General features: G+C 50.4%; 18 protein-coding genes. 8 read left to right on the plus strand and 10 right to left on the minus strand.

The features are described 5' to 3' along the window. Positions 1-19 precede the first annotated feature (19 nt). From AC0LWM_RS12140 to AC0LWM_RS12150, 3 genes are read right to left on the minus strand one after another with little or no spacing between them, the layout of a single operon-like run. Positions 20-1,144 (minus strand): GerAB/ArcD/ProY family transporter, encoded by a 1,125-nt coding sequence (locus tag AC0LWM_RS12140; protein ID WP_474675205.1) that lies wholly within the window; start codon positions 1,142-1,144, stop codon positions 20-22. Between the two features lie 21 nt (positions 1,145-1,165). After that, entirely contained in the window at positions 1,166-1,396 is a 231-nt protein-coding gene (locus AC0LWM_RS12145) for a hypothetical protein (protein WP_474675206.1), read from the minus strand. Positions 1,397-1,403: 7 nt separating this feature from the next. Next, a complete protein-coding gene (locus AC0LWM_RS12150) occupies positions 1,404-2,612 on the minus strand; it encodes a Ger(x)C family spore germination protein (protein WP_474675207.1) in 1,209 nt (402 codons plus the stop codon). Between the two features lie 173 nt (positions 2,613-2,785). On the opposite strand from AC0LWM_RS12150, the gene AC0LWM_RS12155 reads away from it, so the two are divergent. The 8 genes from AC0LWM_RS12155 to AC0LWM_RS12190 all read left to right on the plus strand — a co-directional run bounded on the left by AC0LWM_RS12155 (position 2,786) and on the right by AC0LWM_RS12190 (position 9,959). Next, on the plus strand, positions 2,786-4,300 hold the full coding sequence (locus AC0LWM_RS12155; RefSeq protein ID WP_474675208.1) for a spore germination protein: 1,515 nt from the start codon (positions 2,786-2,788) through the stop codon (positions 4,298-4,300). Between the two features lie 158 nt (positions 4,301-4,458). Further along, positions 4,459-5,808, plus strand: a complete 1,350-nt coding sequence (locus tag AC0LWM_RS12160; RefSeq protein WP_474675209.1) for an ATP-binding protein — start codon at positions 4,459-4,461, stop codon at positions 5,806-5,808. Further along, on the plus strand, positions 5,798-6,463 hold the full coding sequence (locus tag AC0LWM_RS12165; protein ID WP_474675210.1) for a response regulator: 666 nt from the start codon (positions 5,798-5,800) through the stop codon (positions 6,461-6,463). Before AC0LWM_RS12160 ends, AC0LWM_RS12165 begins: the two co-directional genes overlap by 11 nt. A 115-nt stretch (positions 6,464-6,578) precedes the next feature. Then, a complete protein-coding gene (locus AC0LWM_RS12170) occupies positions 6,579-7,007 on the plus strand; it encodes a hypothetical protein (RefSeq protein ID WP_474675211.1) in 429 nt (142 codons plus the stop codon). Between the two features lie 73 nt (positions 7,008-7,080). Continuing rightward, on the plus strand, positions 7,081-7,551 hold the full coding sequence (locus AC0LWM_RS12175; RefSeq protein WP_474675212.1) for a thiol-disulfide oxidoreductase DCC family protein: 471 nt from the start codon (positions 7,081-7,083) through the stop codon (positions 7,549-7,551). 2 nt (positions 7,552-7,553) lie between these two features. Continuing rightward, the gene (locus tag AC0LWM_RS12180; RefSeq protein ID WP_474675213.1) at positions 7,554-8,570 is read left to right on the plus strand and encodes a DoxX-like family protein; all 1,017 of its coding nucleotides are present in this window, start codon (positions 7,554-7,556) and stop codon (positions 8,568-8,570) included. Continuing rightward, on the plus strand, positions 8,536-9,213 hold the full coding sequence (locus AC0LWM_RS12185; protein WP_474675214.1) for a DUF4166 domain-containing protein: 678 nt from the start codon (positions 8,536-8,538) through the stop codon (positions 9,211-9,213). Before AC0LWM_RS12180 ends, AC0LWM_RS12185 begins: the two co-directional genes overlap by 35 nt. Before the next feature lie 122 nt (positions 9,214-9,335). Beyond that, positions 9,336-9,959, plus strand: coding sequence for a DsbA family oxidoreductase (locus AC0LWM_RS12190; protein ID WP_474675215.1), 624 nt, complete (start codon positions 9,336-9,338; stop codon positions 9,957-9,959). A 70-nt stretch (positions 9,960-10,029) separates the two neighbouring features. On the opposite strand, the gene AC0LWM_RS12195 is transcribed toward AC0LWM_RS12190, so the two are convergent. From AC0LWM_RS12195 to AC0LWM_RS12225, 7 genes are all read right to left on the minus strand, one after another. Beyond that, the gene (locus AC0LWM_RS12195; RefSeq protein ID WP_474675216.1) at positions 10,030-11,121 is read right to left on the minus strand and encodes a hypothetical protein; all 1,092 of its coding nucleotides are present in this window, start codon (positions 11,119-11,121) and stop codon (positions 10,030-10,032) included. Between the two features lie 294 nt (positions 11,122-11,415). Then, the gene (locus AC0LWM_RS12200; RefSeq protein WP_474675217.1) at positions 11,416-12,501 is read right to left on the minus strand and encodes a Gfo/Idh/MocA family protein; all 1,086 of its coding nucleotides are present in this window, start codon (positions 12,499-12,501) and stop codon (positions 11,416-11,418) included. 6 nt (positions 12,502-12,507) lie between these two features. Continuing rightward, complete coding sequence (locus AC0LWM_RS12205) at positions 12,508-13,518, minus strand: helix-turn-helix transcriptional regulator (RefSeq protein WP_474675218.1); 1,011 nt, start codon at positions 13,516-13,518, stop codon at positions 12,508-12,510. Positions 13,519-13,545: 27 nt separating this feature from the next. Continuing rightward, entirely contained in the window at positions 13,546-14,547 is a 1,002-nt protein-coding gene (locus AC0LWM_RS12210; protein ID WP_474675219.1) for a Gfo/Idh/MocA family protein, read from the minus strand. Between the two features lie 130 nt (positions 14,548-14,677). Next, positions 14,678-15,877, minus strand: a complete 1,200-nt coding sequence (locus AC0LWM_RS12215; RefSeq protein ID WP_474675220.1) for an MFS transporter — start codon at positions 15,875-15,877, stop codon at positions 14,678-14,680. A gap of 155 nt (positions 15,878-16,032) precedes the next feature. Next, positions 16,033-16,887 carry a GNAT family N-acetyltransferase gene (locus AC0LWM_RS12220; protein ID WP_474675221.1) on the minus strand — a complete coding sequence of 285 codons (855 nt, stop codon included), beginning with the start codon at positions 16,885-16,887 and terminating at the stop codon, positions 16,033-16,035. Positions 16,888-17,138: 251 nt separating this feature from the next. Next, the gene (locus tag AC0LWM_RS12225; protein WP_474675222.1) at positions 17,139-19,112 is read right to left on the minus strand and encodes a bifunctional 2',3'-cyclic-nucleotide 2'-phosphodiesterase/3'-nucleotidase; all 1,974 of its coding nucleotides are present in this window, start codon (positions 19,110-19,112) and stop codon (positions 17,139-17,141) included. Between the last annotated feature and the right edge of the window lie 168 nt (positions 19,113-19,280).

Here is a 19,280-nt window from a genome sequence, read left to right on the forward strand (position 1 = left end):
GCGCTCACTTGAAGCTTGATCAGGATGGATCATTCGGATCAGCCGTCTCTTGAACCCGTTTGTTCCGAAAGATTGCCGTACCTAGCAGCAGAAGCGGCAAAACAAGACCGAATGTTGGAACGTAAACCGGCCATATCAATCGATTAAATTCAATAAGATAGGAACTGTTCGGAACGGTTAGCAGGGAAAGCACAATCAGGATCATGCCGAGTGGAAACGTAAAGAGCCGGTAATCTTTTAGATTCAAGGATTGGGCGACACCTAAAGCCGTTACATAAAGCAAAATGCTTAATCGAAAATAAATCGTAATAAACCATATGACGGCCACGATCACTTCGATCCGTGTCAAAAATCTTCCGATATTTATTTTTTTGGCCAACATGTAGCTTGGGAACATATTTCTTGCCGTAAAATCGGCGCCAAGAACGAGTATAGCCAAAAGCGTTATGATGGATAACATGATTCCTCCGATTAGAACGGCTTTGAATAAAGCTTTTCCGACCTTTTCCTTTCGGTTCACATAAGGGAAGAGCATTAAAAAAATGACCGGTTCGAGAAACGGAAAGCTGAGAAACGGGATTACCCCCTTCAGCACAGGTTTCATCCCTTTCTCCAATACCGGCAAAATATTCTCAAATTTGATTTGCGGCGCAACGCAAAGGACCAAAATAATAAAAAGCAGAACGATCCAAGGAAAAAACAGCTCCGCCGCGCGCGCCAAAGGCTCCAATCCGAGACGCACCCCCATAATGACAACGGCGATGATCATGATATGGATCGCTTGTATCGGCGTTTCGGGTATCACTTGCGTTGTCAGAAAATCTCCGATGTTGCGCAGCGTGAGGGTAGCAATCATGAAAGGAAGGCCGGCAAGAAACAAAAGAGAAACCGTTTTTCCAATCCATTTCCCGAGCAGCTTCTCGCTATATTCGGCAAAGGTCATCGATGGAAAGCGGCTTCCTAACGCAACGTACAGAGGCAAGACCAACAATCCGCAAGCAACAGTTAGCGCTGCGGAAATCCAGGCGTCTTGTTTGGCCTCGGAAGCGAGGATGGAAGGACTGATCAAGATGGAACTGCCGATCATGTATAAAGTCGCTAAAAACGTAAATTGACGGCTTGCGATTTTACCGTGCTCAAGCATGGATGGTCCTCCTTTCCTGTTCTACTTAAAAAAACCCATTAAAGCATCGCTCAGCGGCATATAAATCGTCTTAATCCAATCCACCGGATTTGGAATATTGATATGCTTGCTTTGCGCAATGCTTAATCCCGCTCCGAATAGAAGAAGGGTGAGAAATACCCATAGCTCCTTTCGTAAACGTCTTTTTACCAACGAAGGAACTTCGATCATGGCGATTGCGATCGTTGCCGCTATAATTCCGGTAATAACCACGGCCGACTCACTCCTTCTTCGTTTTTTTCATTTCCTCCAGGAACGAATTGCTTATCGTGCCCAACCGGCGTATTTTGATCTCTACGTTCACCTTCACGGGCATCTTGGCAAAATGCCTGTCCCAATCTTCTTTTAATGTTCTCCAAGCGGCGGGAGCCGAACGATGTATTACTTCGCCGAAACCGAATATATCGACTTTATATTTCTTCTGTACGGTATGAATCGTTTCTTCGATGAATCCCCGGACTCTATCGCTCCCTATTTTCTCCAACTCGGCAATCGTTTTTGATTTGGTTAGGTCGATATGGCATTCCACCTCTCCGACATTGACTTCACTTCGTATATCGACCCGGATTTGCGGCGTATTTTTATTTACACTTCCGGAAACTTTCGTTTTCGAGCGAATGACTTCGACGGTCAGCTTTCCGCCGTCAGGGCACGTGAGGTGCCCGGCCGTGCTTTTCACTTTATCTTGAATGTAGTTATATGCTTTGCTTTCCGTTTCGTTTAACCATCCGATCAATTTATCCTTCCGGAACACCGCCAACCCCGTGTATTGCAAATAGGAAGGAGAATCAATAAGCTCGACATTTTTTTTCGATTCCCCATCTTTTTGCGCGCCTATGATGCGAATTCCCGTAATGACGGGGTGCTGCCCTTCGCTTACGAGGTTAGCAATCAAATCGTCCAATGTCACGGTCAAGGTAGGCGCCCACGACTTCTCAGACGATTCAAGCGAAGAAAACATAAAATTGGCCGGAATCGATTCCAGGTGTGTCAATATTTTTAGCACATTGGCAGCGCTCGTATTTTTCGCCACAACGATATAAAAATCGGTACGCAATTCATGATCCCTCGAAATGAAATCCAACGATTCCCCGATTCCTTCCTTTGCTAATGTTTCATCCAGGACGAACATTCGGAGATGGGAAGAATACATTTTTCTGGGAGAAAGGGTCGTCAATTTACGCAACGCTTCAAAAACGGTACTGCCTGTTGCTTCATACAAAGTAACCGGTGTCCGGGTACCTATCCCTTTTTTTGCAGCTACTTGCCCGGGATCGACCACTTGTATGGAGAGCTTGTATTGGTTTCCCGTTTTATCGAGTCCCATCGCTACGGCAATGGCAAGTTCGTTTAATTCCCGGCGATTCCAACAACCAGTGACAAACAGCATGACGACGATAAAGAAGATAAGGGCGGTTTTGCGAGCCATAGATTGAACTCCTTTCCGTCATTCCGATATGGACCCATTATTTCCCACGATTCTATGTAATAAACTTTTTCCATTTAAGTCGCAGCCGATCTTGCTCTCCTATGTTTATGAAAATAATGGAAGGAAATAATGGTTTCAAACCCAATTGCAAAAGGAAGCAGAGATATGGACTTATGCACACGTTGAAAAACAGTTTACAGGAAAATATTCGGCATATTCGTGAAAAACTCGGATACAGCACGGATATTATTATCAGGGAAGTCCGGATCGGCAAAAACGGGGATCAGAACATGGGGATTATTTATACCGACGGCCTGGCGGACAAAAAAGTAATTACCGACTTCATTATGGAGTCGGTCATGCTGGACATTAAAATGTCGGATGAGGCCGACCGGCAAATTTCTTCCGGCCCGAATCCCGTTCAAGTTCTGAAAGATTACGCTCTTACGATCGGCGACATTAAGGACGTTTCCGATTTTGAAACGTTATTCGCCTCGATATTGTCCGGCGAAGCGGTCGTTCTGCTTGACGGGCATTCGCACGGTATTGCTGCGAGTACGCGGGGGTGGAAGGATCGAGGGGTTACGGAACCAAGCACGGAATCGGTTGTCCGCGGCCCTCGCGAAGCGTTCACGGAAACGCTGCGTACGAATACCGCTTTGCTTCGGCGCAAAATCAAAAATCCGAACTTGTGGCTGGAAACGAAAACGATCGGCTCGGTGACCAGAACCGATGTCGCCGTCATGTACATCAAAGGGATCGCTAACGACAAAGTAGTCGAAGAAGTACGTGCCAGGCTCGAACGGATCGACATCGACGGTATCCTGGAAGGCGGGTACATCGAGGAAATGATTCAAGACAATAACTATTCGCCTTTTCCTACCATTTACAATTCGGAACGGCCTGATGTCATTGCCGCGGAACTGCTTGAAGGGAAAATCGCAATTATGGTGGACGGTACGCCGTTCGTTCTCGTCGTTCCGGCTTTGTTCGTTTCTTTTTTGAATTCTGCGGAAGATTATTACCATCGAGCCGATATTAGCAGTCTAGTTCGTTTCCTTCGTTATGTCGGGATTTTTATCTCCTTATTGGGCCCGCCTCTGTATATCGCTATTACTACGTTTCATCAAGAAATGCTGCCGACTCCGCTGCTGATCAGCTTGGCGGCTCAAAGGGAAGGCGTTCCTTTTCCTGCGTTCATCGAAGCGCTCATGATGGAGATCGCCTTTGAAATATTACGGGAAGCAGGACTGCGAATGCCAAGGACGATCGGGCCGGCGGTATCCGTCGTCGGAACGCTGGTCATCGGACAAGCGGCGGTGGAAGCGGGAATCGTTTCCCCTGCCATGGTTATTGTCGTATCGGTAACCGCCATTAGCAGCTTTGTATTTCCTTCGTATAGTATGGCGAATGCCTTTCGTATGCTTCGTTTTCCATTAATGGGTCTTGCCGCTTCTTTCGGGTTGTTCGGGATCATTGTTGGGCTTATTGCGATCGTGCTGCATTTATGCGGCTTGCGTTCTTTCGGCGTTCCTTACATGAGTCCGATCGCTCCGCTCATTTTATCCGATCATAAAGACACGATTTTTCGGTTGCCTCATTGGATGATGCTTTCGCGCCCGCGTCTCATGAGCAATAAAAATACGCGTCGCGGTCGAATGACACCGCCTCGCAAATCTAGGCCATAGATAAATGTGCCAAGCTCCAAAAGAACTCTGCCTCGACAGCCATCCTCCCTCGCGGGTTGGTGGTTTTTTTATGGAGACAAAAGATTGCATGGATCTCGTCGTTGTCGCACGCGCCATCTGTTATAATAAGACATACATCATCAAAGGAGCGAGCGGATTTGCTGATTTATTTTGCGGCGTTTGCCATTGCTGCGGTCGTCTTGCTGTGGAATCATCCGCGCAGTGCGTCGAACCGCTGGGCTGCGGTATTTTTGCTATGCGCCGGTATCGGGGGCTTGTCCATTTCATTGCAAAATGCGGCCGAAGGCGCGACGGATGAATGGCTGTACCGCCTTGCGACTCTCCTTGCCTTTGCGAATCAAGTGCTTACGCCTTATACGCTTGTCATGTTCGCCATTGCGTACAGCGATTGCATTCGGAAGAGGCGGCTTCGAAAATGGAGCGGCGTGCTGCTCCTGCTGCCGGTTGTGTATATGGCGGCAACGACGCCGTTATTTCCGGCAATGAAGCTCGACCAGCTTACGCTGCTCCTATGGGCAGGCCCATATTATATTGGTGCTTGTGCCATGTTCATCTATGCATATGTGAAGGAAACCAATCGGATACGCAGACTAAACCGCCTTGTGACTGTGCTGATCATCGTACCTACCATTTTATCTGCGCTCGTTTTTATCAATATTGCCCGGATTTTCGACCCGGAATTTGATTTTTTTCGGTTTGTTTCCGTCTTTATTGTATATTCGTTTTTAATCGGCATCATATTTACGTTTGCAAGCGGCACGCTCGGCATAAAGCTGCGTTTCGAGAAGGACCGATTCGATACGGCAATGAAAGCGGTCAGCTCGGGCACCGCCATCTTGAATCACACGATCAAGAACGAAGTCGCCAAAATATCGATGTGCACCGAAGCGATCGAATCAATGCCCGCGGCTGAAGATGCCGACGTACAAGACCATTTGCGGATCATCGCCCATTCGACCGCCCATCTGCAAGCGATGGTATCGCGGATCCAAAGCCAAATGCAAGATATTGTGCTGATGGAAGAGCCCTGTTCATTAACGGCATTAATCAATGAATGCATTGCGCATGTCAGGCCACAGCTCGATAAGGGCGACGTTCAAGTTGTCATTGCGGAAGATTGGCCGGAAGACATCATGTTCATCTGCGATCGGATTCATTTGAAGGAAGTGCTCGTGAACGTACTGAAAAATGCAATCGAAGCGATGCCGGCCGGCGGCGAGCTGCATATCGGCATTACGAATCGAAAGAGACATGCCGTGTTGCACATTCAAGATACCGGAGTCGGCATGTCGAGAGCCGACCTGCGGATGATGTTCGAGCCATTTTATACGACCAAACACCGCGGTTTGAACTTTGGTCTCGGTCTCAGCTATTGTTATCATGTCGTAGAAAAAAGCGGAGGCACGATCGAAGCGGACAGCGAAATCGGCAAAGGGACAACCCTATCGATTGCCTGGCCGCGCAAGAAGGTACGGTATGCGCGCTGACAACTCGAATTCGGTGCGGAAACGGAAGGAGTTGAACGAAATGATCCGATTGCTGCTAGTAGAAGACGATCCCGATTGGATCAAGCTGCTTTCCGGTTTTCTCGGAAAAGAAGAGGATATGCTGATCGTCGGAGCGGTTTCGACACGGGAGCAGGCGGTAGAGCTGGCCAAGACGGTTGAATGCGATATCGTGCTGATGGACATTAATTTGTCGGAAAATCATATCGACGGCATCTATGCAGCAGCGGACATCCTCGATGTGCGCCCGACTGTAAAAGTCATCATGCTGACTTCATTGACGGCCGAAGACGTCATGCTCAAAGCATTCACCGCCGGGGCGGTGCAATATATCGCGAAATCCGACTACAAAGAGCTTCCGTCGGCAATAAGGCTCACGGCGAGCCGTAGTTCGTCCTATGATGTCTTAATGAAGGAATTCGCACGGCTGAAGCAGGAGGAGCAGCTGCTTGGCCTTACGCCCGCAGAGCGTGAAGTCTATGATCTCCTTGAACAAGGCTATACGCATTCGCAAATCGAAACGAAGCTGCATAAGGCCGAAAGCACGTTGAAAAACCAGATCAACAAGCTGCTCAAGAAGCTTGGCGTGCGCAGCGGCAAAGAAGCGGTCGAGAAGGTAAGGAAAAAAGGGCTTTAGCTGCGTGCGGCAGGTTCTATAAAACATAGTACTCCTTGTGAAGCGGTTCTACGAAAGTTGGAACTGCTTTTTTTCGTATCTTCAAGCTACAATACAGATACGGCAAGGAGAGGGCGTGAGCATCGAGATGCTGATTTTGCGGAAAATAATGAGTGCAGCCGGCTCGGCAATCATGGTATCGATCATGATGGCATGGCTGATGAAGGATGTATGGGATGCAGGCATGCTAAGCTGGCTGCTGATCGTCCCGATCTATACGTTTCCGGTCCTGCTTTTTTATGGATTGCCTGTGTCGTTATTTTCGGACCTCGTGACGAAGCGGCTTGGGAAATTCCGGAGCGCGGCGGCATGTATGGTTCATCTTGTTTTTGGCATGGGATTTATGTTATTCGTCGGATTTTATTTCGGCGCGAGAGTGCTTAGCGAGATAAACTGGTTAGACTTCATTACAGATCGGTTCGTCTTGGCGGCCACGGCAGGTGCCGGGATTAATTGGGCTATCGACGAGTTATTACGCTACAAACTGTTCATACGAAAAGGGTAAAGGTACTTGCATTATTGCATGATTCATGGCAATAAAGATTAATCGCATTAATTATCGAGACGAGGTGGCCATCATGAAAACGGAACAGGAACAAGTTCAGCCATCCATCCTATTGTTCGACGGACACTGCAATTTGTGCAGCTTTTTCGTCAGGTTCGTCATTCCCCGGGATCCGCGGCGAAACTTCAAGTTTGCGTCGCTGCAGTCCGAGGAAGCACGGCGATTGCTTGAATCGGTGAACGGTGCCCATCTCCTGTCAGAGCTCGACACGTTCGTTATGGTGGAGGACGGCCGGACATACGTCAAATCATCCGCAGCATTACGCGTCATCCGCAAGCTGAAAGGATTATGGCCTTTATTATATGGACTCATCATCTGTCCGAAGCCGGTACGCGATGCCGTTTATGATTGGGTCGCGGCAAACCGCTATCGCTGGTTCGGTCGAACGGAGCAATGCCTCGTCCCGACGCCGGAAATAAAATCGCGGTTCCTTGAAGCGGGGGAAGGTTCCAGCCTATCTCCCAACCCAACACGAGGTGATTAACGATGTTAACGATTCGCAGAAAGCCTGTCTATGTCGAAACGGTGATCGCGACGGACATGGAGCGATTATGGGAGGCTACGCAAACGCCCGCGCATCATCAGAAGTGGGATTTGCGCTTTTCAAGCATCGATTATGTGCAGCGGCGGGACGGAGAACGCGTCCAGCGGTTCCGATATACGACGAAAATCGGCTTCGGCATAACGGTATCCGGTGAAGGCGAAACCGCCGGCCACGTGATTTCAGAATCCGGTACGCGTTTATCCGGGCTGCGCTTCTGGTCGGATCAAGCCATATCTTTGATACGGACAGGCGGAGGTTATTGGAAATATACGCCGACAAATGAGGGAATTCGTTTTATTACAAGATACGATTATACGACCCGGTTCGGACGTATAGGGGCTGTCGCGGATCGGTTTGCTTTTCGACCGCTTATCGGCTGGGCGACGGCTTGGAGCTTCGATTGCTTGCGATTATGGCTGGAGAATGGCGTGAAGCCGGCGTATTCGATCGTAAAGACGTTAACGCACTTTGCGGCAGTCATAGCGCTCGCTTTCATTTGGTGCTACGAAGGACTCGTGCCGAAGCTGTTGATGCGGCATTCCGTTGAACTTGACATGTTGTCCCGGCTGCCATTTGTGCAGGGGATGGAATCCGCGGCAATCCTCTTGATCGGCGCGATGGAACTTGCGTTTGGATTCGCTTGTCTGTTATTCCATCGCAAACGATGGATATATTGGTTGAACGCATGCATGTTAATCTTGCTGGCTGCAGGAGCGGCTTGGAGTGATCCTTCGGTATATGCCGCTCCCTTTAATCCGGCTGCATTGACGTTTGCGATGCTCGCTTTATGCTGGACCGGGTATGCCACGTGCGAAGATTTGCCATGCGCGGCAAGGTGTGCAAGAAAACCTGCGGTTCACCTTGAGAATAGCGGGGGAGCCGACGGAGTCCAAGCTTCGCAAATTGAACAAGGAGTGGAAGTCGATGGAATCGATTTACCAGAAAGCATTAGGGGCTGATTTCCACAACCTGCATCCCGCCATTCGGCGCAGATTCGGCTTGAGCAGCCGGGACAATACGGCGAGCATCGGGACGGGGATGATGGAATACGTGCGTTATTCCAAACCGGTCGCTCCTTTTTTATGGCTCGGCAGCCGGCGGCATATTCTCATCCCGAGGAGCGGAGAGAATGTCCCATTTTCGATAGAGAATTACGCTTATACCGACGGCCACGGCCGCGAGACCGTTACATGGAACCGTTCATTTCGCTTTCCGGGGTCGATCTGCCGGTTCGATGCAACGATGATTTACAGCGAACGGCGCGGTAAAATTATCGATTATTTGGGCAATCGGCAGCACTTGGCGGTTGATATCGATATTGAGGCCGACGACCAAGGTGGAATTCGGATACGCTCAGGCGAGCAGCGATTTTATGAGGGCTGGTTAGGCTTCCGGTTTCCCATGGCTTTGTCCGGCGTGGCGAATGTTCGCGAGTGGTTTGACGAATCGTTGGACAAGTACCGCATTCACGTACATGTGCAGAACCGTTGGTACGGGACTTTGTTCGAATATCGGGGCGTTTTTGACGTAGAATACAGAGAGTTGCCGGGGGACAAGCTGCCGCTGGATGCCAAGCCTCTGCGGGAGGAGATTCGAGACTAGCTAGAGAATGTATAACGGCCACCGGTTTGACAACTTACAAAAAGTGTAATACTATAAAATCGAAAGAAAATGCGCTCGACATCAATAAAAAATAGCAAACTTACGATTGCGAGGTACTAGCTATGATCATTGACATTTATTCGGATACGGTATGCCCATGGTGCCGAGTCGGCAAAAAACGGCTCATGAACGCCCTGAAGCAATCCGGACGCACCGACGTCCAAATTCGCCACAGAGCTTTTCAACTTGACGGCACGATTCCAGCCGAAGGCGTGAACTTCCGCGAAACGCTCGCCCGAAAGTTCGGCAGCTTGGAGCGATTCGATCAAATGAACCAGCACCTGATTCAAACGGGCGACTCGCTTGGGATTCCGTTTGATTTCGACTTGATCGAGGTTTATCCGGAAACGAAGTTGTCTCATCAACTGATTGCGCTCGCTCCTGAAGACAAGCAAGGTGACGTATTCGACCGTGTCATGGCCGCTTATTTCGAGAAAGGGCAGGATATCGGAAAGCTCGACGTTCTTGTAAACATTGCGGAAGATGCCGGAATGGACGGAACGGAAGTACGCCGCGCTCTGCAAGCGAACGAAGCGTTTGGCTCGGTTACTCACGACTTGGAGCAAGCGCGCAGACTACAAATTACGGGCGTGCCGTTCTTCGTTTTCGATAACAAAGTGGCCGTATCCGGCGCGCAGCCGGAAGAACAGTTCATCAAAGCAATGCAAGTGGCGGATGAACGGTAATACGTATTCGTCCCATATGAAAGCCCGATTCGGTTTGAAGAAAATCCGATTCGGGCTTTTTTTTGCAGCGTTAAGTAGGCGAAATATGGCAGCTGAAGCTGGTGTCGGCTTGATTCACCGTCCCGTTGGCCAACGCATCCACCACAGCCCGGCCGTCGGACGGAATATAGATCGGAGCCGGAAAAAGAATGTTCGTGCTTTGTCCCGTCGAATTCGTCGCCGACCGGGCGATGATCGTGTTTTTATCCGAGGTTGGCGAAACTAGCAGTTCAAAGCTGACGTCGCTCTTGAACGATCCGATCACCCATTGATGAAGATAACCTCTGCCGACGGTCGGGACATGAATTCGTCCGGAACGCCACGAACGCCGACCTGCCGCAATTTGCGCGAATGTCGTCGTTGCGGCTGTATTGGTCAAGCTAATGGTGCCCACGGCTGTACCGTTGTACGTTCCGACGGCGATGATACAGAAAAAATCGAGCCACTTCCATGTCGTTACCGTCGTAACGCCGGACGTGCCATTCATGATCACCGTTTCATTCGCCCGGCTTCCGGTGGCGTCGATGCCGCTAATTAACACCCGTTGCGCACCTGTCCCGGCAGCCGTATCGTTCGCCGAAGTCGAAACGACGCGCAGCAGCATGCCGGCAGGCACCACGTTGGCCGGTTCGGTTGTGAAACCTTCATCCAAATACTGATAAACGGTTGTGGAAACGTTGTTCAAAAATCCAACGCGATAATACAACCGGCTTGTCGTCGTTGTTTCCGCAAACGTCTGCTCGGCCAAATATTGCAGGAACGATTTGTCGTTCGTATAAACAGGTTTATCGTTCGACGATATCGGCACGTTATTGAGCACGCTTGCCCTGGACAATGGATCGGCAAATATCTTGTGGGGCAGCGCAAAAAGTGACTTCAGATTGTTGAAGTCGATACTGGTTTGCCGATCGGGATGCTCCAACTGATAATCGGCGACCCGTTGATAATCTTTCAAGTAAGCGAATATATCGGAAAACGTATCGTTTTGCCGCCGGTGAAGTTGACGAATGTCTTCCAAACGCGCTTCGATCCGCTGAAAGCTATGCATCGTTTCTTTTAATCGTTCATTCATCTCTTGCAGTTCCTTGATCATCTCATAGACGAGCCGTTCGTTCATTTCCATTCAAGTATCCTCCATATTCGAGGTCGAATGTACAGGACCGCATGTCCGGTCCACAACATGTCTGTATACTTTATTCAATCCTGATGAGAAAGGACAGGGCAGGCAATGAAAGTCGAGATGCCGATCCATAAAAAAAGAGAGAGAGGATACAGGCAATAAATACGCGATCATTTCCCGGGGAAGCGCAAAAATAGCAATGTTACGGCAGCCTTCGACAGTCGGAAAGGCGCAAAAAAGATCCGCTTCGCGACGCTTCTTGTCGCAAAGAGGATCTTTCTGGAATAGAACAAAGCGCTAAATTTGCGGAATAACGATGTCCACCTCGCGCCGCAGCTCGGAGGAACGCAAAATGCCATCCACGATCGCCTGGTTGATCAAAATTTGGTCTCCTGGAATCGGAGCGCCTTTGCCGTCTCGAATCGCGGCAACGAAATCGCGCACCTTCTCGTGGAACAGGTTGATGTTGTGCGTTTGGACCGGAATCGGGCTCTGGGTGTTATGGCCCATGAGGTCGTGGAACATCGTAATGCTGCCCACGCTGCCATCCCATACGCCGCTCCAAGGCCCTTGGCCCGCAGGCGTAATTTTGAGGCCTGCTTCGGAGCCGAGGAACATCGTGGCGCCGAGCGTGTCCATATGCATCGCCCACGAGATCTTAAAGTTCAGCACGATGTCGCCCTCGAGACGGATCATCGCCACGCCAAAATCCTCCACGTCAAACTTGGAAGCTTCGCCGAAATATTTCGGGTTCGTCCCGAAGTAGTTCGACGCGTACGCGGATACGGTCAGCGGCTTTGGATAGCCGAGCGTGTTCAGCGCCATGTCGAGCGAATAGCAGCCGATATCGGCCATCGCTCCTGCGCCCGCCAGGTCTTTGCGGATGAATGTACCGCCCGGAATGCCGCGGCGGCGGCCACCGCCGGTCTCAACATAATACACTTTGCCGAGCTGGCCGGATTGAACGATGTTCTGGATCGTTTTCATGTTCGGGTCGTAACGCGGCTGGAAGCCAACCGACAGCATACGGTTCGTCTGTTTCGACACCTGCACCATGTCGACCGCTTCTTCGAGCGTGACGGACATCGGCTTCTCGACAAGCACGTGTTTGCCTGCGCGAAGCGAATCCACCGTTGTTTGGTGGTGGGCCATATTCGGCGTACAAACGCTGATCCCGTCCAGATCCAGCTCCAGCAGTCGGCGGTGGTCGTCGAACGCTTGCGCGTTCGTCAGCTGCTCGAGCGCCAGAAATTCCGCGGCTTTGCCGGGAATGACGTCCGCCACGGCGGCGATTTCCACGTCCGGTATCGTTTTGTAGGCTTGCGCATGCGCGCGGGCGATGCCGCCGCTGCCGATAATGCCAACCCGTATTTTTCTCGTCATTGCCAATCAAGTCTCCTTTGTCGCGTTCTGTTCCTTATATTGTTTGGGCGTCATTTGGAATCTTTTCTTGAATACGTAATACAAATAATTGCTGTTCGGGAACCCGTGCTCGGCGGCGATTTGCTCGATCGTAAGCTCGCTTTCCAGCAGGTGCGCGCATACGTGCGCCAGGCGGATGCTCTCGACATATTCGCTGAACGATTCATTCGATTGCTCCCGGAAAATACGCTGCAGCTGCCGGCCGCTGATTTGGATTTTTTCGGCGACCTCCTCCAGCGTGATCGGGCTCGCGTAATTGTCCTGAATGAACTGGACCGCCAATTGGAACCGGTAGGCGTTCATGTCCCGCGGAGGCAGCGAATGCCAGATCGCCTTGTCGGCAAAAGCGCGCGTCGCGCGAAGCAGCATCTGGATGACGGATTGCTTGATCGTCGTAAACACGCCGGGCTGGTTTTCGTTCCAGGCCCGGTAAGCGGTCAGGAACCACTGCATCGCGTTGTATTGATCCACCGTCGGCCGGACCGGCATCTCCTGCAGCCTTCTAACGCATTCCTCGGCTTCTTTCGCTTCCCATTCCGATTCCCAGTCGTCCATACCGTCCTGCGTTCCGGCTTGACGCCGCTTGTCCTCCAGCCGGACAATATCGATGTGCAGGCACAATTCGTCCATCGCCTCGCTGGGGTCCGCTTCTTGGTAATGCATGACGCCGGGACCCGTTAAATAAAACATCCCTTCATGCAGGGCATAAGGGATATCTTCAAGGATGACGATGCCTTTCCCGCGAGGGATGAAATGGAATTCATATTCGGAATGCTTATGAAAACCGACGATTCGTCCCGGCGGGAAAGTCGTCAGATGGCAGCGCAACACCCGGATGCCGAAATTGCCCCAACGGAACCGGATATCGAGACGGTCGAGCGCCCCGGGTTTCTGTTCCATGACGGAGAAGGGAAACGGCTTTGCGCCTCGCTTCGCGGCAGTTGTTTTCGAATCGCGGGATTGATCGTTTGCAGCCATCTGACTCACCGCCTTCCTGTAAACGTATTATTTCGCAAGCTCGTCGAGTCGAATTGCTTTGTTCTGCTGAACCGACAGGTTGGAAGCTTCCATCAGCTTCGTCAATTCTACGGCATATTGAATGTTCTCCGTAGCGACCGTGTTGTTCTCGATGTGGCTGACCCATTGGTGGAAAGCGCTTGGCACGTTGTCCGGCAGCGATTTCACGTTCCATTGCTTGGAACCTTCGCCTTCAAGCTTATTGCTGCGGAAAACCATCGTCTCTTCCGGCGTACCGTAGAACAACGAGCCGTCCGTTCCGTGCAGCTCGATGCTGAACGGCGAGTGGGCGTTGACGAAGCCGGCTTCTACAATGCCGAGTGCGCCATTCGGATATTTGAGCACCGATACGGCGTTGTCCTCGACTTCTTTGCCGGAAACGTATCCGTAATGAGCGCTGACGCTTTCCGGAAGGCCGAGGAACAAGCGCGTCAAGTACATCGGATGGCAGCCCAGGTCGATCAGGGCGCCGCCGCCGCATTGCTCGAGGCTAAAGAAGTGTGCGGGCAGCCAGCCTGCCGTAGCGCCGTTATGCGACAGGCGAACGCGAACGAGCGTCAGCTGTCCGAGAATGCCTTCGGCGAGTACGCTTTGAATCGCCTGCGTATAATTGTCGTTCAGACGAGGCAGGGAAACGGTTAGCTTCACGCCTGTTTTCTCCACGGCGGCAAGAATTTCGTTGACTTCTTTTAGCGTTGGCGCGATTACTTTTTCCGTGAAAATATGTTTGCCGGCAAGCGCCGCTTTAACCATCACGTCACGGTGAATGTTTGTCGGCGTATCGACGATGACCGCATCGATATCCGACTGGGCTAGCAGATCGTCGAGCGACTCGTAAAAACGGACACCGCGGTTTTCCGCTTCCTTGCGTCCGCGCTCTGGAATCTCATCCCAAATTGCGACAATTTCCGTACCCGGGTGCTCATTTGCTTGTCTTGCGTAATCTCCGGCATGCACGTGCCAAAAGCTTAACATGGCTACTTTAATCATGGTTTTATCCACTCCTTTAATTCACTATAAAAATACGACACAATGATAAGTTATCATAAAACGTTGGACAATAGTAATACGAATTAGTGACATTTGTACTCATAAATTGCGACATCGGAAACAAACATTGTTAAAAGGAAGCCGCATTGGATTGCGGGATGTCGTTCGCCGTTTTGACGCGTTGCTGCGTGAGCAGCATCAATACGAGCATGGCCAGCATGACGCTGACAAAAAACCATAGCGTCGCTTGCACCGACAGCTCGTCCATGCTCCATCCCGCGACGAGCGGAATGAGCGAGCCGCCGAGTCCCGCGGAAGCGACAAGTATGCTTGTCGTCCGCTCCGTCATGCCGGGGAATCGGTTATTGGCGTGAATAAGCGCCACGGCGAATAGACCGGACATGAACAAGCCAAGCAGGAACAGCAGGACATAACCGCTCCAGGCGAAGCCGGTGAGACTCAGCAGGACAAGGGAGACGAGACACCCCAGCAGAGATACGCGCAAATACCGGTAATAGGTCATTTTTTCGGCGATGATGCCCGAGAAGAAACGGCCGAGCGTCATTGCGAACCAATACAGCGTAACAGTCAAAGCGGCATCCGAGCTGCTGACATTCCAGTTCTCCATAAAGATTGAAGGGACGAAATGAACGACGGATACTTCACTGCCGCTATACAAGAAGAAAAATCCGGCGAATAAAAGGACATAAGGAATATGCTTCTTGGCATAGGTCGGCTGTTGTATCCCGCCGGCCTGCAAGGCATTCTCCTTCGTTAGCAGGGCATCGGTTTCGCCGACCGACAACCTGCTCCATAGAAGCGCCATGACGATCGCATCGAGGAACAGAAATAAAAAAGAATATTTCCAGGCGCCCATCGCAATGAGGAAGCTGGCGAGAAAAGGCATGACCAGCGCGCCGAGTCCGAACGCGACCTCCAGCTTGCTCATGACGATCGCTTGCTTCTCCTTGACGGCCAGCAGAATCAAAGAGCTGATGCCGGGTTCGACCAATCCGACGCTTGCTCCCGCAGCCCCGGCGATCATGACGATCAGCGGCCATGGCGGGAGCAAGAACAAACTGATTTCCGCGAGTCCAAGCAAAATCAAGGCGAACACGAAACAATTCCGCCGTCCGAGACGGCGCGTCAGGAACGGCATGGCCAGAACGCCGGCCAGCATGCCCATAAATTGCGCAAACACGATGATGCCGCCGTCCTGGTAACTTCGCCCATAGTGATGAAGCAGCTCCGGCAGCACGGCACCTAGCATGACCAAGGTAACACCGGTAATAAAAAATGAAAAAAAGCCCATCCAAACAAGCCTATTCATGATGCTATAGTTCTCCCTCCATACGGGCTGAATTTTTGTAGGATTCGATTCGAAATTCGAACGCAGCCAGAATGACCTTATTCTACATGAAGATCGCATAAATGTTAACTTTACGTCATCGAGGGCTTTTTCGAATACGAATCACAATGTGATTTTCATGTTCTTATCCAATGAAACACCGGCCCTTTTTTTAATCCTAGCTTACCGGCCAACTTTCGCATGTTATCCCATTTGGTCCACAACATAAACTGACGAAAACCGAGCGTAGAACAATGATCATGGACATATGTCATCATCGCTTGCCCCAAACGCTGGCCTTTAAATTTGTCAGAGACTTCAATCCATTCGATATCGACGATCCCGGCATCCGTTAAACCGACAGAACGGTCCGATGGAAACCAAACCGCAATTTCTCCGGCAATTTCTTCTCCATGATAGAAATCAAACTGGAGCTTAAGTTCTTGCAAATTATCGGTTACTTTCACGGTAAAACCGCTAGGAAGATTTCTTCTGTTTATTGCTCCATCTGACCAGTAACCGTCCCATGGATCCGTTTCGTTGGAGCTTTCCGCAAGTACGGCGGCCAATACATGCGGCCAACAATCGGGAATGCCGCCCCATGCGATGCCATATGGATTTTTAGTGATTGATACTTTCGAATAATTACGATCTATGACTAATTTCATGATCTCATTGTAAAACCTGCTGATAGGGTCGGATTTTTCCGGTTCGCCGAATATCCAAAGTATTTCAACCCATTCCTTTTGCGGAGCGTGAGGAAAAGCAATTTGAGTTGCCGCGACCAACTTGCCGTCTTCTACCCCTACATACGTTTCTATCGTTCTATCAAATGATCCCCAATACTTATCCGTCATATGGTAGGGGGAATGAAAGATATCGGCAAACTCTTCGAATTTTAGTTCAATGTAGGGTGGCACTTGACGAATATGGCTGCGAATCATTTCATACAAACTTACTTCATGCGAGTCGTTATAAAGTAAGACATCCATGTTTATTCCTCCTCATAGTGAATCAAACATATTTTACCTGAATTATCCTATCGCACCAACTAAAAACACCCCCTACCGTTATATAAGAGAAGGGAGGATGGAAATGGAAGATGAGCACCTGCAATTAGTTGCGGAAGGGCTAGATACTCCATATTAGAAATGGTCAGCAAAATCCCCCTTATACCGTCAAATCTGATGGCTAAGGGGGATTTTGGTCGTATGATCATTTGTATAGATCCGCAGATTGGCCTTTATTTTTTCGCTTTTTTCGGAACCAGGTCAAGCTTAAACTTGGCGTAACCGTCGGATGTCGCGGAAACGTAGTTCATATTGCCCTTTGCCGCCGATTTGGCATCCGGAGAAGTCGTGAACGTGACGTTCACTTTGCCGTTGATCGGTGCAAGCGACCAGTTGTTGTCGGCGGTTGGATTGATCGTTTTGAACTCGCGGATGTAGTTGATGACCGCTTCGCGGTTTTCATCCGGCGCGGCGAGCACGATTCGTTTGCCGTCCGGGTTCGCCAGTTTGCTTGTCGATGCGCGATAGTTATTCGTTGCGACGATGAACTTTTGCTTCGGATCGATCGGTTTGCCCTTGAATGTCAAGTTTTTGATCCGATTCGCCTTCGGATTGATGATGTCGCCTTTGCCGTCGTACTTCTGCGGCTGCGTGACGTCGATTTGGTAGCTGACACCGTCGATGACATCATAGTTGTAGGTCGGAAAGTCATAGTTAATCAGCGGCTGTTCCGTCGTTTTCTTCGGATCGATTTGATTGAATTGGCCGGCGGACCATTCGAGCCACTCTTTGACTTCAGCGCCATTGATCATGACGGCGTGCACTGTGTTCGGATATAAATACAAGTCGGCGACGTTCTTAATCGCAATCGTTCCGGCCGGGATGTTCGTATAATAGGACGAACCTTGGCGGCCGCCTGCTTTGAACGGCGCACCTGCGGACAGAACAGGAATCTTCTCGTAATCTGTGCCTTTCAGATGGTTTTCGACATACCATTTTTGCGCATTCGTGACGATTTGGATCGACGGGTCGTCTTGAACGAGCGCAAAGTAGCTGTTGATCGGTGCGGTAGTTTTGCCTACCGGTCCGCGAACATAAGCGACGGTTGCGTCATGCTCGTGCTGCACCGCATCGATGATTTCCTGGTCGGCATCGGCAAGCGATTGCTTATTTGCTTTGTCGTAGATGGCTCGTACTTCGACTTTGGAATCGACGACCTTCCATTTGCCGTTCACTTGCTGCAAGTCCAGATCGATGATGCCGAGGTTGTTGCCCCAGTAACCCGGCTCGACGGCCGGAACACCGTTGATCGTGCCTTTGGTCAAGTCAACGCCCGTTTTGCCGGCGAAAGACGCATCAGGGAATACTTTATGCGCATGCCCGAACAAAATCGCGTCGATGCCCGCAACCTTGCTCAAGTAGAGGACGGAGTTTTCCATCTTGTCCGCTTGCGGAATATCCTCGAATCCGGAGTGCGGGATCGCGACGATAATGTCCGCGCCCTCGGCTTTCATCTTCGGCACGAAAGCTTGAGCCGTCTTGACGATGTCCTTCACGATCACTTTGCCATCAAGATTCGCTTTATCCCATTGCATCACTTGCGGCGGAACGAAGCCGATCACGCCGATCTTAATCGTATGTTTATTGCCGGATTCGTCGGTCACTTCTTTGTTCAATATTTTGTAAGGGGTAAAATAGTTTTTGTCGTTCGCCTCGTTCTTGTCATGATCGTCTACGTACACATTGGCGTTTATGTATGGGAAGTTGGAGCCGTTCAGCGATTTCAACAAAAAGTCCATCCCGTAGTTGAATTCATGGTTGCCGATGTTGCCTGCATCATAACCGACGAGATTCATCGCTTTGTAAACCGGGTGAACGTCGCCTTGTTTAAGCGGGTCGACTTTGGCGACATAATCGCCGAGCGGGTTGCCTTGAATCAAGTCCCCGTTATCGAAGAGTACGCTGTTCTTGGCTTCTTCTTTCGCTTTTTTGATCAGCGTCGCCGTTTTGGAGAAGCCGTATTCGTTGGTTGGTTGATCGGCGTAGTAGTCGTAGTTGACCATATTGACATGCAAGTCGGTCGTTTCGAGTACGCGAAGCTTTACAAGTGATCCGGTTGATTCCGCGGATGAAGGAAGGGCCGGAAATGCGAGTACGCTCAGTGCCAGAGTTGCGGCGGCAACGCCGGTTGCGAGTTTCTTTTTCATGGATATCCTCCTCGAATGATGTCGTGCACATGCCCATACTAGCATAGTTTATCCGCAATATGGTTCGATTTACCAAATCTTAAAGGGAAGTATAAAAATCGTTTACATTGAACTGCGCCGGAGTGCAACCTCGCCATGGCATACGTCGTCTATGACGAAAAGGGGATG

This window comes from Paenibacillus sp. sgz302148 (assembly GCF_056120465.1).

Bases quoted from the DNA above. Each gene is read 5' to 3' on its own strand.
- AC0LWM_RS12215 (WP_474675220.1), bottom strand. From the start codon at position 15,877: ATGAATAGGCTTGTTTGGATGGGCTTTTTTTCATTTTTTATTACCGGT.
- AC0LWM_RS12185 (WP_474675214.1), top strand. From the start codon at position 8,536: ATGGAATCGATTTACCAGAAAGCATTAGGGGCTGATTTCCACAACCTG.
- AC0LWM_RS12155 (WP_474675208.1), top strand. From the start codon at position 2,786: ATGCACACGTTGAAAAACAGTTTACAGGAAAATATTCGGCATATTCGT.
- AC0LWM_RS12150 (WP_474675207.1), bottom strand. From the start codon at position 2,612: ATGGCTCGCAAAACCGCCCTTATCTTCTTTATCGTCGTCATGCTGTTT.
- AC0LWM_RS12180 (WP_474675213.1), top strand. From the start codon at position 7,554: ATGTTAACGATTCGCAGAAAGCCTGTCTATGTCGAAACGGTGATCGCG.
- AC0LWM_RS12190 (WP_474675215.1), top strand. From the start codon at position 9,336: ATGATCATTGACATTTATTCGGATACGGTATGCCCATGGTGCCGAGTC.
- AC0LWM_RS12175 (WP_474675212.1), top strand. From the start codon at position 7,081: ATGAAAACGGAACAGGAACAAGTTCAGCCATCCATCCTATTGTTCGAC.
- AC0LWM_RS12210 (WP_474675219.1), bottom strand. From the start codon at position 14,547: ATGATTAAAGTAGCCATGTTAAGCTTTTGGCACGTGCATGCCGGAGAT.
- AC0LWM_RS12220 (WP_474675221.1), bottom strand. From the start codon at position 16,887: ATGGATGTCTTACTTTATAACGACTCGCATGAAGTAAGTTTGTATGAA.
- AC0LWM_RS12165 (WP_474675210.1), top strand. From the start codon at position 5,798: ATGCGCGCTGACAACTCGAATTCGGTGCGGAAACGGAAGGAGTTGAAC.
- AC0LWM_RS12225 (WP_474675222.1), bottom strand. From the start codon at position 19,112: ATGAAAAAGAAACTCGCAACCGGCGTTGCCGCCGCAACTCTGGCACTG.
- AC0LWM_RS12200 (WP_474675217.1), bottom strand. From the start codon at position 12,501: ATGACGAGAAAAATACGGGTTGGCATTATCGGCAGCGGCGGCATCGCC.
- AC0LWM_RS12205 (WP_474675218.1), bottom strand. From the start codon at position 13,518: ATGGCTGCAAACGATCAATCCCGCGATTCGAAAACAACTGCCGCGAAG.
- AC0LWM_RS12140 (WP_474675205.1), bottom strand. From the start codon at position 1,144: ATGCTTGAGCACGGTAAAATCGCAAGCCGTCAATTTACGTTTTTAGCG.
- AC0LWM_RS12195 (WP_474675216.1), bottom strand. From the start codon at position 11,121: ATGGAAATGAACGAACGGCTCGTCTATGAGATGATCAAGGAACTGCAA.